Below are 16,130 nucleotides of genomic sequence, written 5' to 3'. Positions count from 1 at the left end.
AATTAATATCAAAAGGGTTTATGAGCTAGTTAGAAAGGCCAGGTATTTTACCTGGCCTTTCCTGTGAATAACCAGGCTTATTTAGTAACAACAAATTTTAAAGTTTGGTCGGATTTAGTTCCGTTTACTACGCGGGCGTAATAAATACCGCCCTTGTACTTACTTACGTTTACCGCTACTTCGTACGTGCCCGCAGCTCTTGGTTCCTTGTTAACCGGAGTAGCTATTAAGTTGCCATTAGCATCGTAAATATGTAAGCTAACATTAGCTGGCTGCACAATATGGTAACGGAAAGTAGTTTGATCCTGTGAAGGATTTGGAAAGCTTTCCATTTGTTTCAGCATTACATCAGGAGCAGCTAAATTCATGCTGGCTGGTGCTTGAAAAGGAGCCATGCTGGAACTAGCGCTAGGGTCAATATTACCGCTACCATTGTCATTACCATGGCCGCCATCAAGGAATCCGTTCCAAGGTCTGGCTTCAAAAGGAAACGCGCCGGGCAACGGAGCATCATTTTTCTCAACTCCAGTAGTAAAGGTTAAAACATTCACTAAATTTTTAGTAGCCAAGCTAGCCGGCGTGCGGTAATCTGCTAAAACCAGCAAACTTTTTTCGGAACCCGGACACGGATTACCTAAAACATTGCGGTTTACCGGAATTTGGTAGTTAGGTTCAAAGTCTGTTAGACGGGCCGCGTAAAAAGTTCTCACAATATCGGTAACATCGGCTTGGCAACTGGCATCAAATTTAAAATTATCGTAACTACTGCCTTTACCCGTACCAAATGTGGCCGAACGAATATCCGTTATAATGGTACCGGCGGGTGGTGTAATCAAAATCGGATCGCTATTATGTTGTTGTTCTACATCGCCGATGGTTCCGGCCCCTGCTTTTACGTCATAATCGTCGTAGCCTAAACCTATTGCCGCCAGCACAACGCCGCTAACTGCTTGTAATTCAATGCGCACTACATCATCTTCTAAACGACGTCCGTTCGGGAAGCCGTCCATGTTCGGAATAAACTGAACAAACTTGGTTTTATTATACCGCGGATCGGTTAAACCTAGCACAGCGGCTTGCACCAAACCTAAACTGCTAAAGTCCGGCGATTCGCGGGTAGTAACCGGAGTAGACATATTTACCCGCAACATATCGCCGAAAGTAGGCAAAAAGTTATTGATAAATGGTTTACCAGCGGCCAAAGGGTTACCGTCTTTTTTACCAGTAGCTAGTTGGTAGGGGGGTAGGTTTGGCACCCCTGTCATAAAAATTGGTAGTAAATCTACGGAGCGGGGTTCGTTATCGCGGAGTAAATAATTCCCGAATAATTTGGTGTCCAGGGCGGTACCTTTAGTAGCTGGATTGCCTAACAAAGAATACAAGCCATCAGCCCCATTCCGGAAGTCATACTTACCCAACGATTTAGTTTGAATGCGCAAAGGCGCTAAACCCGGCACAGCTTTCCCGAATTTAGAATCATCCATGTATAATGCCAGTTCCGGGTTAGTAAAGTATTGCTCAAAATCTTTTGAATCTTTATTAGACGAAACACTATTCCATTCGTCTTTTTTACCAATCGGAATAATTACTTCGTTAGTGAGCGGCATGCCTAAACGCGAAACCTGTACGTATTCGCCCTCGTGTTTGATTTTACCATTGCTTTCGCGTACCATAATTTTACGTCGGCTAGCCGAGGCCCAAACGCCAATAATAAAATCTGGATCCAGAATGCTCCAGGCCTGGCTTACTTTCTGGTGTTCTTTATTTAGCATTTCGATCGGAATATCCAATGCAATGCTGTGTACATTCAGTCTTTTTAAGCCGTCAACCGGTTTGTTCGACCGAACGTTACCTAAATCTTCAATGCCTCCAATATCTACAAAAAACGGATCATCTACCGGTCCGCAGAAGACTTTTTCACCGGTACTGGCGGTCATAATCGCGCCTTGCATCAGTTTGTCGTAGTCGCTGTTTAAACCAACTGCACTTTGGATGCTTCGCGGGCCTACATTATAAGGCGGCACCACGCCATTGCTGATGATAGTAGTAAAAGTTTTACCCCCATCAGTACTTTTCTTACAGGTATAGGTGTTTTTCTGATTTTGCTTGCCTAAGCGGATGTAAAAGTGCGTGGTGGGGTCTTCATTCGTTATTTTAAATTCAAACCGGTACAAAATATCGTCTTCTTTCTTGGTAGCGTCGTTTTTAATGTGAATATCGTATGCAATATTTTCTCCGAAGCTATAAAAGTTGGGAGCGCCGTGCGGATGCTGAAAGGGAACGTAGTTTGCGATAATTACCATATTGTTCTTGTTCCGGGGGTTACGGAAAGCATACACGTCGGTATTATCGGCCAAGGGGTCATTGGCAATTATGGGAGCTTCCCGGTGACTGGAAGATTCCAAGTAATTGTAGCGGGTGGCAAACACGGATAGGGAGGCTACTGCCGCCACTACCAGCCCGGATTTCAGCAGGCCAGACTTGGTAAACATTTTCATAGGATTTGTTTAAGTTTAATAGTTGTTAAGAAAAGTAGAGGATTAAATAATCATTTGATTATTAGTGGGATGTAAAGAGCATCTACGGAATAGCTTTGTAGCTGGATTGCTTGCTGCAAAAAAATATTTATAAAAATTATTTAAAAAGTAGAAAAGCAATTTCTGGTATTTAAACGAAGGTTTATAAGATTTTAACACTATTAAAAACTAAAAAAGCAACCCGGTGAGAGGTTGCTTTTTAAAAAAATAGACAGAAGGAGCTGGATTTATTTGCGAAAACGATCTGGTATAACAGGTTATTCTTTCTTCCGGAAGTAAACGTTATTGCTGATTGTTTCTAACTTAACTTCGGTGCCACCGCCATTTATATTGCCTTTTAATTGGTAGCCTACCATCGGTATTTCTTTTTGCTTGTTGGTAAAATCAATATCCAGGTTAGAATATACCTCGCCGGTTATGGTTTTGAGCGCAACGGTTGCGCCTTTTTTACCCGGCCAACTCATATCTACGAAACCACTAATAGATTTAGCGTTTACTGATCCCGTGAATTCGCGGAGCTCTATGTTGCCGTTAATGGTGTTTACGACCAAGTTGCCCTCGCGGGGTACTTTTATTTCATAATCAATTTGGGTGCAGGTAAAGTATTGCTGGACGTTATTGTAATAATGATTGCCCTTATTATAGCTATCGGGGCAATCTTCGGCTTTACCACCTTTTAATAAGTCTTGATCCAGGTCAACGGTTACCCTTGGTCCTTCGGTTTCAGAAGTGAAATTTAATTTTAAAGCATTGTTCAGCCGCCCGGAATTAATGTTGTACGTAACTTTAATGTATACTTCTTTGCGGTCCCAGGCGGTAACTTTAATAGCATCGCCAAATTTTAATTGCAGGTCTATCTTTTGATGAGGGGCTACCGGCAACGTTTTTTCGACTACTTGCTGTGCTAACGCTGTTATTACTAGAAAGTAGCTACTCAGTACGAAAAGCAATAATTTTTTCATGAGTTTTGATTGAGAGGTGCGCTAGGTTATTTGCTTTTGCGAATAAAAATATCGCTGTTAATGGTGTACACGTTCATTTCTACGCCGCCCCCATTTGTTTTACCTTTTACATTATTGCTGCCGGCAATTTTTTGCAAATCAGTTTTATCTTTAGGTAAAGCCATATCAAAATCGGTGTAAACTTCGCCGTTGATCGAGCGCAGATTCCAGTTAGCTTTGGTAGCAGCGGGTAAAGAAATATCGATTTCGCCGTTTACCACCGAAATAGACGAGGGCTTTTGCTGGTTCACGTTTTTAAATTTTACCTGTATGCCGCCGTTGGTACTATTAGCCACGATAGGTCCGGCCACATTCGTGAGTTCGGCCCGGGAATTATTGAGTTTTAGTTCTATTTCGCCTTCCACATCCGATAATTCAAAATCGCCGCCATTCCAGTTAGCTTCGGTATAAGCTACCGATACTTTTTTGGGAACCCGAATCACGTATTTGCCTTGATTTTTTTGCGCTTTCACAATGGTCAAGGTGTTTCCTTCGCGCTTTACCGATAAACCAATACCGGTATTATCTTCGGCGCCATTATACAGTGGTTTCAGGCCCTGGGCTCGGGCGGGTGGTGCCTGGTAGTTGTTCGTTTCTATAATTACCTCGTCGGAATTATGGCCAATAATTTTTACTTCGCTGCTGGCCATTATTAAGCGTACTTGGTTCTCGGCACTGTTACCCAGCTTAGTTTTATATTCGCGGCGTTCGCCGGGATGGTCGTCGTTAATTTCTTTTTCCGGTTCCAGAAGGAAGTTGGCAGCAGAACCAGAATCAGCGTTAATGGCCAGGGTAAGCCCGGTGTCATTGTTTATAATTAGTTTGCTCCCAGCCTCTTGGGCCCAGTCTGGGTGAGTAAGAAACGTGCTTAGAGCAATACAGAAGAATATCTTTTTCATGATTAAATTTAAAAAATAGGGTATAATAAGGATTATTAATAAAAACCTGTATTAAAATTGCTGCGCTAAACTGGTACCAAGTAGCCAACTTTTTTAAATCAGGATGCCGATGGCTTGTTGGGCTTTTAGTTTAATGGTAGGTTGCAGATTCGGTTTTTGCGTTAATTTCTTTACCTGATCTATTGCTTGTTTTTCTTTTAAAGCCACCAGAATATCAATCAGCATGGCTTGCACATTCGGGTCGGTTTGTATTTGTAACGACTGGATATAAGCTTCGCGCACCATGGGCAATTGCCGGTACTGAAATAAAGATTCGCAAGCGGCCAGGCGCACATTTACGTTCGGGTCGAAGTTCATGGCGTTGATTAAAATTTGCGCTACTTCTTTATCGGCCGGCGCTTTCGTTACTTCCCGCCGAACCACCAGCAAACGCTCCGAGGCCGTTGCACTTTCCGCAGACTTGGGCGACAATACTTTTTTAAATTCTTGTATTTCCTGACGCAGAGCCGCTACTTCCGGCTGGGCAGTGTTAACAAATGTGTTCCGGTTGCCCCACCAAAAACCAATAATTAGTAAGGCTATACTGGCAGCTACTTGCAACAGCATAGAAAAAGAATCGGGCCGTAAGAAAAACCGCCGTATTTTGGGTTCTTCTATTTGGGAAAATAACCACTCGTCGTGGGTATAGCCGGTCAGTTTTTCGTGGCGTTGGGCCTCCCTAAATTTAAAATAGTCTTGGGCTGCTTTTAAGCTGGGTGGTACCTCGGCTTGGTTAAAATACTGGCGTAGGTAATTTTCTTCCTCCAGGGTAGTTTCGGCTTCGTAATAGCGATCCAGCAGCACTTCTATATTATCCCACTTCATAATTTTCAATTTTTAAATAACGGTCGCGTACTAATTTGCGGGCTCTCGATAAATTAACCCGGATAGTGTTGAGCGATAATTGCGTAATTTGTTCTATTTCTTCGAAGGAGTATCCTTCCACATCACGTAAATGCAAGATCAATCTTTGTTGTTCGGGTAACTCGTCTACTAAGCGGCGCATCACCTCGGCACTGTTACTCAACTCGTAACTAACATGCGGCGAGTGGGAGCCGGAGGCAATCTCCAACTCCGTTACATCGGCCAGGTGCTTGGGCGCTTTTACTTTTAACTTATCCAGGCACAAATTTTTAGTTACCGTCATGGCAAATGCTTCTACACTTTTGCAAGCTTCCAGTTTGTGCTGATTGGTCCACAGTTTCAGAAAGACTTCCTGTAAGGCATCTTCGGCTTCTTCGTGGTGGCGCAGCATTGATTTTGCCAGCCGGAAAAGCTTGTCCTTGGTGGGTAAAACTTTCTGTTTAAACGTTTGTAAATCCATTCAAAAACAAAGACGAGGCAGGCCGCGAAACATTACACGTTTTTTAAAAAATTGTTGAATTGTTGAATTGCTGGAGTGCTAAAGTGTTGAATTGCTGGATTGTTTTATTCTTAAATGGCTGGGAAAAACTTAGTCTCTTTGCTTACTACTGGTGAGCTGTAGCCTACTGGCATGCAATGAACATCTGATTAATGCCTTTCTGCACGGCTTTTGCTATTCTGGCGGAAAATTTAAACGTTTCTGAAACTAGCAACTGAACCATTCAACAATCTAACAATTCAATAATCTAACAATTGAACCATTCAACAATCCAGCAATCCAGCAATCTAACCATTCAACCATTTACCGATAAATGCCGTCGCCGAAAATAGAAGTAATCGGGCGGGAATAAATAAAATCGTTGAACTCGTAATAAGGTCGGGTAGAAGGATAAGTTTTAATGGTAGTGGGCCCTTGCGGATAAAAGCCCAGCGAAATCTGAATGGTATTAAAGGTGGTGTATTCGTTGTGGAACCGAAAACCAATGCCATAACCTTGCAAGGGTCTATTACTAAAAGGATTACTGCTGTTGCCCGTAGATAACCAGGCAAAATCGGCAAAGGCCACAATCGCGAACCGGAAACCAATAAAAGAGAAAGGCGTGTACAAGTTGTTTTCGTAATTTATAACAAATTTTCGGGTGCCCCGTTCGTCGGAGCTAAAGCCCCGGATGCCTTCAAATTTATTTACATTTAATATGTTTTCGCCGTATTTGCGGTTTATGCCATACGAAGCCCGGTTCCAAAAAAAATGCCGTATCTGCCAGTTATCCCAATGATATAACTTAGTAAAATATAACACTTCGGTTGCTAGTTCGCCTTGTTCCCACTTTTTATCCCGAATGTAGGTATCAAACTCACCGGTAACGTTTAAGTACCCAAACTCCCGGTTGTACTTGCCAAAGCCGGCTTTAATATCTACATACCGCCGGTTGTATTTATTTCCGTTCTCAAAGCCATAGGTAAACGCCAGCAAGTTACCCGCCGGAATATCCTCGGTACGGCCAAAACCAAACAAGTACTTGTCTTTATAATATTTACGGTAAGTATAGCCTATGCCGGCCAGGTAAAAGGTATTGCTTTGGTACTCATCGGTAGGTGGAGTAGGATAGTGGGTAATAATAACACGGCCCGATGTAACAATACGCGCGCGGTTTTCTTGGCCTAAATTGTACGATTTAAACCGGAAAGATTTACCAATCCAGTAATCCTGGGTAGAGAACGATACATTTTGCCGGCTGCCGGTAGTATCCGTTAACCGAACATAAGTAGGAATATTGTACCAGTTTAAGGCTATGGCGCCGGCGTATTTCGTGTTAATGGAGAAGAAATCCCGTTGCAGGCTAGCCCCTTTTTGTTTGTAATTCACTTCGTCGCGGTAAATTAACTCGCTACTGATAAAGGTTTTATAAATATTTTCAACCCGGTAACTACCTGTATATTCATACGATTGTTGCGCCGAGTCTAAGCCAAAGCGATACACGTTGCGAATTTGGTGACCACTGCCGATAAAATTAATATCGCGTAATACTACTCGCCCGGATCCTCCTCCGGCATTGTACGAACCGCCTGCGCTGATAGAAAAAATATCTTTGGTAATCACTACAATATCTACGCTGTCGCGGGTGGAGGTTTGTTCATTTACCGTTACCCGGGCATCCAGAATATAATCCGTTTGGCGCAGCAAACGCTCTGATTCGCTTAGGTCTAAGGGGTCAAGCGGCTCACCGGGTTTAAACAGCAACTTGTTTCGGATACGGCCCTGGTGCGTTTTAATGTGCACCGAGTTGCCGGCCTTTTCCAGAAAGTTTACGGGCACCCGTAAGGTATCGGTTATGGAATAACCAAAAGCATCTAAGTTTTTAATGTAGATGCGCCTGACAATTTTATAACCGTGCTTGCGGTATTGGTTGTTCAGCACCTCGGCATTTACGCCTACTGGTTCTGGTTTCCGGTCAAACCGAAAAACGGCTTTCATTAAGCGGCCTATGATAGTTTTACGCTTCGAATAAGCTTTTATATCCTGCAATATTTTATCAGAATCAAGCTTTTTACGCGTGGTATCCGCCTCCGAAGTTTTTTTTAAAGAATCAGGGTTGGGTTTCGTTTGTTGGCTGTAAACTGGTGCTGTAAACAGAAAAACTACCAGTGCAAACAACAAAAACCGTTTCCAAAAATAATCTAGTAATACCATAAAGGTATAAAGTCACATCTTAAATAGGCAGTCTTTACTTACAGATATAAGACCGATTTCAATTTAATACAAAATAATTATATCTACTATTTAAACCTAATAGGGACGAAATTATTGCTTTCCTAGCGGTATTGCTTTAAGCATTGTATATTTATTATTTTGCTAATTTTTTAAACATTTTACTAAATATATTGGTTTTGTAATTAAAATAGGTATATTTTAGTACCAGTAAAAGACCAGTATGAACGACAAAGTTAAAGATAAGCTAAAAATATTAGCGGATGCCGCCAAATACGATGTTTCTTGTTCTTCAAGTGGTGGAAAGCGGAAAAACCATAACAAAGGTTTAGGCAACGCCGAAGGCATGGGAATTTGCCATTCCTACACCGAAGATGGCCGCTGTGTTTCTTTGCTTAAAATTTTATTGACTAACTATTGCATTTTCGATTGCGCGTATTGTGTAACCCGCCGCAGTAATGATATTCAACGGGCTGCTTTTACGATTGACGAAGTAGTAAACCTGACGATTAATTTTTACCGCCGCAATTACATCGAAGGTTTATTTCTAAGCTCTGGAATTTTTAAAAATTCGGATTATACCATGGAGCGCTTAATCCGGATTGCGAAGAAGCTGCGCCAGGAACATAAATTTAATGGCTACATTCATCTGAAAACCATCCCGGGAGCCAGCGAAGATTTAATCCGGGAAGCCGGTTTGTACGCCGACCGGCTCAGTGTAAATATTGAGTTGCCCACGGAGCTAAGCTTAAAACATTTGGCTCCCGAAAAAAATTACGCGCAGATTATAAAACCCATGTCGGCGATTAGCCAGGAACTAATTGCCAGCAAAGAAGAACGCAAAATTTTTAAAAATGCCGTTGCTTTTGCCCCAGCCGGCCAGAGTACGCAACTTATTGTGGGAGCTTCCGCCGAAAACGACCAGCAAATCTTACAACTCTCTGACCAACTGTACGGCAAGTACCAGCTCAAGCGGGTGTATTATTCCGGTTACGTGCCGGTAAGCCAGGATAGTCGGCTTGCCGGTATAAACGTGCCGCCTTTAATGCGCGAAAACCGCATTTACCAGGCCGACTGGCTGATGCGGTTCTACGGTTTTGGGGTAAGCGAAATAGTATCAGACTTTTATCCTAACCTGGACTTAGAAATTGATCCTAAACTGTCCTGGGCATTACGAAACATGCACTTTTTTCCGGTTGAAATAAACACGGCCGATTACGAAATGATCTTGCGCGTGCCGGGTATCGGGGTAAAGTCAGCGAAGAAAATTATAATGGCGCGCCGGTTTGCTACGCTTACGGCTGACCATTTATTAAAAATTGGCGTGGTGTTGAAGCGCGCCCGGTATTTTATTACCTGTAACGGCAAAAGTCCAGATGCTAAAACGTACACTGAAGATGTCATTCGGCGCCGAATTCTGTTTGGGGAAGGCTCTGTCCGCAATAGCCTAATAAAGCAACAGCTTAGTTTGTTCGGAGCTGCCAGCTAATTACTGCAATAAGTTTTACCTACTAAACCACTTAATCAAGTAAATATTATGAAAAACACCACTAATCTGTCTCAAAAAAATTATAATACCAAAGTAGCCCCGGTATCTTGCCACTGCAAGCTTAGTTTACTGGTAGTACACCTGCAATATTTAAATGAGAAGCGCAAAACCCGGATGCGCCATACAACCCCGTCCACTACCGGTGAATCACAAACTTTGTTTTACCAATACATCTAATTTTTTAAATAAATTTTTAAAAAACCAACACTGCACTTCTGCCTAGTTTAAAAAACACTGGTATGTATCACTACACGTACGATGGTTCTTTCGAGGGTTTGTTGAGCGTGATTTTTGAAATATACGAGCGGAAAGCCTGGCCAGATAAAATCTTTAAAGAACAACTTATTTTACAGCCTAGCTTATTTGCTACATCCATTTTTGTCTGTACCGATCAAGACAAAGCAGATCGGGTGTGGCAAGGATTACTCCGCAAAATTTCGCCAGCCTCGGGCGTACAGTTATTCAAAGCTTTCTTATCGGAATTACCTAATGTAGAGATAACCATTTACAACTACATCAAGTTAGCTTTTGATAATACAGTAAATATTGAAGAAAATTTCGCGGCTGATTGTGTACGCCAAATAGCGCAAATTACCAAACAAGTTTTCCGGGAATCGCACCGCATGGAAGCCTTTGTGCGTTTTCAAAAAACAAGCGATGATTTATTTTATGCCGCTATAGAACCAGATTTTAATGTCTTGCCTCTAATTGTAAAACATTTCACGCTCCGCTACGCCGACCAGCGCTGGCTTATCTATGATATAAAACGCAAATACGGAATTTATTATAATTTGCGTACTGCCGTTTATGTGCAATTAGAACAAGTGCCCATTAATAGGAGCGGTCAGTTACCTGCAACTTTGCTAGACCAATACGAAACCGTTTACCAGGATCTGTGGCAAACCTATTTTAATAGTGTAAATATTGCAGAACGGAAAAATAAAAAGCTGCATCTGCGGCATATTCCGGCTCGTTACTGGAAATATTTAGCCGAAAAAAGACCGGCAATTTATAAGTCATAAATTTAAAATAACATCTTATCGCATTAAGTATCTTTTTGTTTAAGAAGTATTTTTACTTGGGGTGTATCTTAAAAAATTATAATTCGTAAATAATTTAGCTCTGCAAATAGTATCTAATTTTGTGGTTTTGAAAATACTTAAAATTAGGTATTTACTTACACCGCGCATTTAATTATATTTGCTTCAGTATCATTGCTCTCGTCCCTGTTGGTTGTTGTGTGTTTTAAATCTTGTTAATGAATATATGCAGTTGGATGCAACCGGTGTGGCTGTTAATTAGTCAGTATAGGTAAACAGCATTCTAAAATTATATTTAATTACTAACTCCGAGCCAAACATAAGCTACTTACCAACTACTAATGTATGTCGTTAGATTTTAATGAAGTGCCGGAGCAACCCGTTTGCTTTGAATGCATTCAAGATTCTAAACTATTAATTGCTGATACCAACTGGTGGAACCTTTATTATCAAAATTTTGCAACCGAAGAACAAGAACCACCACAAGCTATACTGGACAGCCTGGATCAAGGGGTTGGTTTAGCTTTTCGGGTATCCAATAAAGTAAAAACTATTGGCATGGCTACCGTGCATTTGCTTACTAATCCTTCGGCCGTTTTTCTGGTTTATTTGGCCATTGATGCAGAAGCACGCAATAAGCAAATCGGTTCTTTATTTTTTGATTACATCTACCAAACTGGCGCTGTTATATTAAAAGAAAAAGGCTATTTATCGGTTGGTTTTGTTTGGGAAATAACGGCTAATGCAAATGATAGTGCCGAGGAAGCTCAAATTTATTCCCGTAAAGTAAACTTTTTTCAACAAAACGGCGGCACTATTTTGCCTTACAAATATTTTCAACCGCCTATTAATGGGGATACAGCCGTTCCGATGCAAGTGATGTTCCGCCCCGGCGATGAAGGAGTAACCTTTGAAGCTACCAATCCGGCTGCTCTCATCCAGGCTATGTATTATGAAAAATACGCTGCTATTAATTATATTAATCGGGAATTAATTGAAGAATTGCTGGAAGTAATTTCTACTTAATTTTAACAAATTAAAGTTCGAATCAATACAAGTTAAGTCTTTAAATTCAGTTACTTTTTTAATAAAAATTTAGCAAATTCATCTATTCCGTACAGCTAATTTATTTCATGTGTTACTAAAGTATTTTGTTATTGTAATAAAGTGTTTTATTTAGGAAAAGCGACAAATTTTTAAAAAATTTCCATTAAGCTACAATAAAGTTCACGGCGGAAGATTTCTTTGCCCAATACCTTCCTGCTAATCAGCATGCAATCAATCCCATCTATTCTGGTTTACCCGAATTTGCTGCTATACTCTTAAAATACTAAGTAGGTTAATTAGGTTACAATCAGAGAAATAACAATTTAGTTTGCATTTGCTAACTAATACATCTATCTTTGTGCTCATTTTCTGGAAACAGGAAGATAAATAAATATTTAACTAATCGCTTTAAAAGCACACCAATGGATCATTTAAGTTATAAGACGCTATCAGTTAATAAAGCGACCGCTAACAAAGGTTGGGTAGTGATAGACGCCGGAGACGCCACACTAGGCCGCGTATGCAGCCAAATCGCTAACATTTTAAGAGGCAAGAATAAGCCTTCCTTTACCCCAAATGCCGATTGCGGCGATAACGTAATTGTTATTAACGCGGAAAAATTGCGGGTAACCGGTAAAAAATTAGACAACAAAGTGTATGTAACGCACTCCGGCTACCCAGGTGGTCAGAAACAAACCACGGTTCGGGAGTTAAAAGCAAAGTCGCCAGCCAAAGTGGTAGAAAGAGCGGTACGGGGTATGTTGCCGCGTACCCGTTTAGGCCGGGAACAGTTCCGTAATTTGTTTGTTTACGACGGAGCCGAGCATCCGCACGAAGCGCAACAATCAAAACAAGTAAAAATATCTTAACTATATACTAATTAATGGAAGTTCTCAATACATCTGGTAGAAGAAAAACCTCGGTGGCACGTGTTTATATCACGGCCGGGCAAGGGAATATCACTATTAACGATAGAGATATAAAAGCGTACTTTCCAAGTGAAGTACTGCAGACTATCATCAATCAACCGTTCCAGGCGCTGAATCAGACTGGTAAATACGACGTAAAAGCAAATGTTAAAGGTGGTGGCGTAAGTGGCCAGGCCGAAGCTATTCGTTTGGCAATTGCCAAAGCTTTAGTTTTGGAAACAGCGGATAACCGTCCGGGCTTGAAGAAAGAAGGCTTCCTTACCCGCGACCCGCGCATGGTGGAACGCAAGAAGTTTGGTAGAGCAAAAGCGAGAAAGTCATTCCAGTTCTCTAAAAGATAATCTTAAAGGTGTATTCACAAAATGGCAAGCGTTAATTATAAAGATTTGTTGGATGCTGGTGTGCACTTTGGCCACCTTACCCGGAAATGGGATCCAAAAATGGCACCGTATATTTTCATGGAAAAGAACGGTATCCATATTATTGATTTAAATAAAACCGTAGCATCTATCGACGAAGCCGCCGCGGCTATCCGTCAGATTGCTAAATCTGGTCGCAAAATTATGTTTGTGGCTACTAAAAAGCAGGCGCAGGATATTGTTTCGGAAGAAGCAAAACGCCTGAAAATGCCTTATGTAACCGACCGGTGGTTAGGTGGTATGTTAACCAACTTTGCTACTGTACGCAAGTCGTTGAAGAAAATGTCTACCATTGATAAAATGATCAAAGACAATGTTTCTTACGCCAACTTGGCGAAACGCGAGCGTTTAATGGTTTCGCGCGAGCGTGAGAAATTAGGCCGCGTATTGGGTGGTATAGCCGATTTATCCCGGTTACCGGCAGCTTTGTTTGTAGTGGACGTAAAGCGGGAACACATTGCAATTAAAGAAGCGCAAAAGTTAAATTTACCGGTATTTGCGATTGTAGATACTAACTCTAACCCCGAGTTAGTAGATTTTCCAATTCCGGCTAACGATGATGCCTCCAAATCAATTGCTTTAATCGTAGGTGTTATTGGTAAAGCAATTGAGGACGGTTTATCCGAAAGAAAAGTAGATAAAGAAGAAACCGAAAGAAAACGGACGGAAGAAGAAGGTGTAGCAGAAAAAGTAGCTGCCGAATAATCTAATCTTTAGAATGCCTTATTATAACTGAACATTAGATTTAAAACTCTGATGTTCAGTTTTTTTTAAATATTTAATTGGACGTTAGATGTTAGACAACAGATATCTCCTAACATGTAACTTTTAACTCATAACTCTTAACTCATAACTAAATAAAATGGCTATTACAGCACAAGATGTTAACAGACTTCGCCAGGAAACCGGCGCCGGTATGATGGATTGCAAAAAAGCACTTACCGAAGCAAATGGCGATTTTGAAACGGCTAAAGATATTCTCCGGAAAGCAGGTCAGAAAATTGCCAGCAAACGGGCCGACAATGTTACCTCCGAAGGCGTTGTTTTAACTCAAGTAAGTGCCGATGGCACTACGGGCAAAGTAATCGCGTTAGCTTGCGAGACCGAGCCGGTATCTAAAGTAGCGGATTTCCAAACCTTGGCTAAAGCTATTCTGGAAGCGGCTGTAACAACCAATGCTACTTCAAAAGAAGAATTATTAGCTAGTTCACAAGCAGATGGCCGTTCGTTGCAAGACCATATTACCGACTTAATGGGTAAAATTGGTGAGAAGTTAGACGTAGTAACTTACGAAACCGTAACTGCTGATAAAGTAGTGGCTTATAACCATTCGAATGGCAAATTAGGCGTATTAGTTGGCTTAAAAAACACCAACGGCACCGATGTAACCGAGGTGGGTAAAGACGTAGCGATGCAAATTGCCGCTATGAAGCCCATTGCTTTAGATAAAGACGGCGTGGATGCGGCTACCGTTGCCCGCGAAATTGAAATTGGCAAAGAGCAAGCTCGTGCCGAAGGGAAACCAGAAGCGATGCTGGAAAAAATTGCTCAAGGTAAACTGAATAAATTCTACAAAGACAGCACTTTATTAAACCAGGAATTTGTAAAAGATTCTTCCTTAACGATTGCACAACTGCTGGATAAAACCAGTAAAGGTTTAACCGTTAGTGAATTTAAGCGTGTAGCAATTGGTGCTTAATTTTTTAATTGTAAAAATGCAAAGCCTTCTGAGATCTCAGAAGGCTTTTTTGTTTTTAACGCTTTTGTATACAACAGCCTTTTATTTCCAGAAAATATAAGACTGGAACTAAGTTTTTTTAAATTTTTGCTTGTTCGCGCATCTCATAATCGGTGCGCGTCATTCCGTAGTAATAAACATCCACTAAACCGGTTTTCTCATCCGACCGAAAGTCTTGCCGCAATAAACCTTCCCGGGTAAATCCGCAACGCTCGGCTAAATGGTAACTACGTTGATTTTGAATGGGCATTTTGATGAATAATTTATTTAGCGCCAGGTTGTCGAAGCCGAAATTGATTACCGCCCGTAGTGCTTCGCCAGCCAAACCTTGCCCTTCGGCAGCGGCATCCAGGTAATATCCTATTTCTCCTTTTGGTACTCTTTTTTCGATATTTTTAAGAGCGATGTCCCCGATATACTGCTCTCTATCCTGTAGCCAAATACCAAATTCATACACTTTTTTTGACTGCCAGTCGGCTCGCATTTGCCGGATAAAGTATTCGGCATTTTCTGATTTCTGGGTCATAGCCACTCTGCCGGGAAAAGCAAGTGATAAGCGAGCTTGGTTTTTTAAAAGAAGTTGCAGAAAGTCATAAGCATCAGAGGCCGCGTAACGCCGAAGTAGCAGCCTTTCCGTACGCAACTCAGTGGGGATGGGGAAGTTCATGACAAATGGAGCTGATGAAATAATTTTAAAAGTAATGTGCGCTTTTTATTTATAAAGCAAAATAGAGCACGATAACTATAAATCAAAAAAGCCCGGCTCAGGTAAGCCAGGCTTTTAAGTAAATTTTTAAAAATTTTATTTTTTTAGCAATGCTTGAGAGCTGTATTGTAATGGACTGCCTAACTGCTGTTGCGTAATCATAATATTAAAAGTACGGGCCATTTCGTTAAAATACTCCAGGCGGCGAATGAGTAATTCTTTCGTTAAAAGAGAACCTTCCGGGGTTTTCATGTACGATTTTTTATCATTCAAAATTTTAGCCATAGCTTCGGCGGCACTTTGGCTATGCTGCATGTATTGTTGCCGAAAGTTAAATATTGTTTGTTGCCCATTGCCGGTAATAGCAAAATGCTCGCCGGCGGTATTTAGTATTTCACAGAGGCGAGTAACTTCCAGCGGTATCACGGATTCAAAAGGAGTACGGCTGATATCCACTTTATTCGATTCCAGAATAGTGAGTATGGTATTTAAGTTTTCTTCAAAACGGGCAAAAAGGGCAGGGGCTTCCATAGAATTAATGCTGGTTATAGACTTTGTTTTTGATCAGGAAAGTAAATTTAAGGATTCAGTCTGAAGTAACAGGCTTTTACTTTTGTCTTTTTGATTATAAAACAGAAACATAAAGTAGGAG

The 16,130-nt window shown here is 41.2% G+C and carries 16 protein-coding genes; 8 read left to right on the top strand and 8 right to left on the bottom strand.

Features of this window, described 5'->3' with window-relative positions:
• Window positions 1-77: 77 nt before the first annotated feature.
• The 6 genes from AHMF7616_RS12870 to AHMF7616_RS12845 form a co-directional block, all read right to left on the bottom strand.
• Window positions 78-2,498, bottom strand: coding sequence for a DUF4331 family protein (locus tag AHMF7616_RS12870; RefSeq protein WP_115373253.1), 2,421 nt, complete (start codon window positions 2,496-2,498; stop codon window positions 78-80).
• A 296-nt stretch (window positions 2,499-2,794) separates the two neighbouring features.
• Window positions 2,795-3,499: a DUF4097 family beta strand repeat-containing protein gene (locus AHMF7616_RS12865; RefSeq protein ID WP_115373252.1), complete on the bottom strand. Its 705-nt coding sequence runs from the start codon at window positions 3,497-3,499 to the stop codon at window positions 2,795-2,797.
• A gap of 26 nt (window positions 3,500-3,525) precedes the next feature.
• Window positions 3,526-4,437 carry a DUF4097 family beta strand repeat-containing protein gene (locus AHMF7616_RS12860; protein WP_233507518.1) on the bottom strand — a complete coding sequence of 304 codons (912 nt, stop codon included), beginning with the start codon at window positions 4,435-4,437 and terminating at the stop codon, window positions 3,526-3,528.
• Between the two features lie 93 nt (window positions 4,438-4,530).
• A complete protein-coding gene (locus AHMF7616_RS12855; protein WP_115373251.1) occupies window positions 4,531-5,301 on the bottom strand; it encodes a HEAT repeat domain-containing protein in 771 nt (256 codons plus the stop codon).
• Window positions 5,288-5,800: an RNA polymerase sigma factor gene (locus AHMF7616_RS12850; RefSeq protein WP_115373250.1), complete on the bottom strand. Its 513-nt coding sequence runs from the start codon at window positions 5,798-5,800 to the stop codon at window positions 5,288-5,290. Before AHMF7616_RS12850 ends, AHMF7616_RS12855 begins: the two co-directional genes overlap by 14 nt.
• A 342-nt stretch (window positions 5,801-6,142) precedes the next feature.
• Window positions 6,143-8,032, bottom strand: a complete 1,890-nt coding sequence (locus AHMF7616_RS12845; protein ID WP_115373249.1) for a POTRA domain-containing protein — start codon at window positions 8,030-8,032, stop codon at window positions 6,143-6,145.
• Between the two features lie 241 nt (window positions 8,033-8,273).
• Between AHMF7616_RS12845 and AHMF7616_RS12840 the strand changes: the two genes are divergently transcribed.
• The 8 genes from AHMF7616_RS12840 (at window position 8,274) to tsf (ending at window position 14,733) form a co-directional block, all read left to right on the top strand.
• Window positions 8,274-9,539 carry a putative DNA modification/repair radical SAM protein gene (locus AHMF7616_RS12840; protein ID WP_115373248.1) on the top strand — a complete coding sequence of 422 codons (1,266 nt, stop codon included), beginning with the start codon at window positions 8,274-8,276 and terminating at the stop codon, window positions 9,537-9,539.
• Between the two features lie 48 nt (window positions 9,540-9,587).
• Window positions 9,588-9,776 carry a hypothetical protein gene (locus tag AHMF7616_RS12835; RefSeq protein WP_115373247.1) on the top strand — a complete coding sequence of 63 codons (189 nt, stop codon included), beginning with the start codon at window positions 9,588-9,590 and terminating at the stop codon, window positions 9,774-9,776.
• 62 nt (window positions 9,777-9,838) lie between these two features.
• Window positions 9,839-10,621 (top strand): TIGR03915 family putative DNA repair protein, encoded by a 783-nt coding sequence (locus tag AHMF7616_RS12830; RefSeq protein WP_115373246.1) that lies wholly within the window; start codon window positions 9,839-9,841, stop codon window positions 10,619-10,621.
• Between the two features lie 363 nt (window positions 10,622-10,984).
• Window positions 10,985-11,665: a hypothetical protein gene (locus AHMF7616_RS12825; RefSeq protein WP_115373245.1), complete on the top strand. Its 681-nt coding sequence runs from the start codon at window positions 10,985-10,987 to the stop codon at window positions 11,663-11,665.
• Between the two features lie 443 nt (window positions 11,666-12,108).
• Window positions 12,109-12,555, top strand: coding sequence for a 50S ribosomal protein L13 (rplM, locus tag AHMF7616_RS12820; protein WP_115373244.1), 447 nt, complete (start codon window positions 12,109-12,111; stop codon window positions 12,553-12,555).
• A gap of 14 nt (window positions 12,556-12,569) precedes the next feature.
• Window positions 12,570-12,956 (top strand): 30S ribosomal protein S9, encoded by a 387-nt coding sequence (gene rpsI, locus AHMF7616_RS12815; RefSeq protein ID WP_115373243.1) that lies wholly within the window; start codon window positions 12,570-12,572, stop codon window positions 12,954-12,956.
• A 21-nt stretch (window positions 12,957-12,977) separates the two neighbouring features.
• Window positions 12,978-13,739, top strand: a complete 762-nt coding sequence (rpsB, locus tag AHMF7616_RS12810; protein ID WP_115373242.1) for a 30S ribosomal protein S2 — start codon at window positions 12,978-12,980, stop codon at window positions 13,737-13,739.
• Window positions 13,740-13,896: 157 nt separating this feature from the next.
• Complete coding sequence (gene tsf, locus AHMF7616_RS12805; RefSeq protein ID WP_115373241.1) at window positions 13,897-14,733, top strand: translation elongation factor Ts; 837 nt, start codon at window positions 13,897-13,899, stop codon at window positions 14,731-14,733.
• Window positions 14,734-14,851: 118 nt separating this feature from the next.
• Here tsf and AHMF7616_RS12800 read toward each other — a convergent pair whose 3' ends face one another.
• Window positions 14,852-15,439, bottom strand: coding sequence for a GNAT family N-acetyltransferase (locus tag AHMF7616_RS12800; protein ID WP_115373240.1), 588 nt, complete (start codon window positions 15,437-15,439; stop codon window positions 14,852-14,854).
• Window positions 15,440-15,574: 135 nt separating this feature from the next.
• On the bottom strand, window positions 15,575-16,009 hold the full coding sequence (locus AHMF7616_RS12795; RefSeq protein WP_115373239.1) for a hypothetical protein: 435 nt from the start codon (window positions 16,007-16,009) through the stop codon (window positions 15,575-15,577).
• Window positions 16,010-16,130: the final 121 nt, after the last annotated feature.

The organism is Adhaeribacter pallidiroseus, from assembly GCF_003340495.1.
Taxonomy (GTDB): domain Bacteria; phylum Bacteroidota; class Bacteroidia; order Cytophagales; family Hymenobacteraceae; genus Adhaeribacter; species Adhaeribacter pallidiroseus.
The sequence above is the reverse complement of the archived record's forward strand: the minus strand, read 5'-3'. Positions and strand labels throughout refer to the sequence as shown.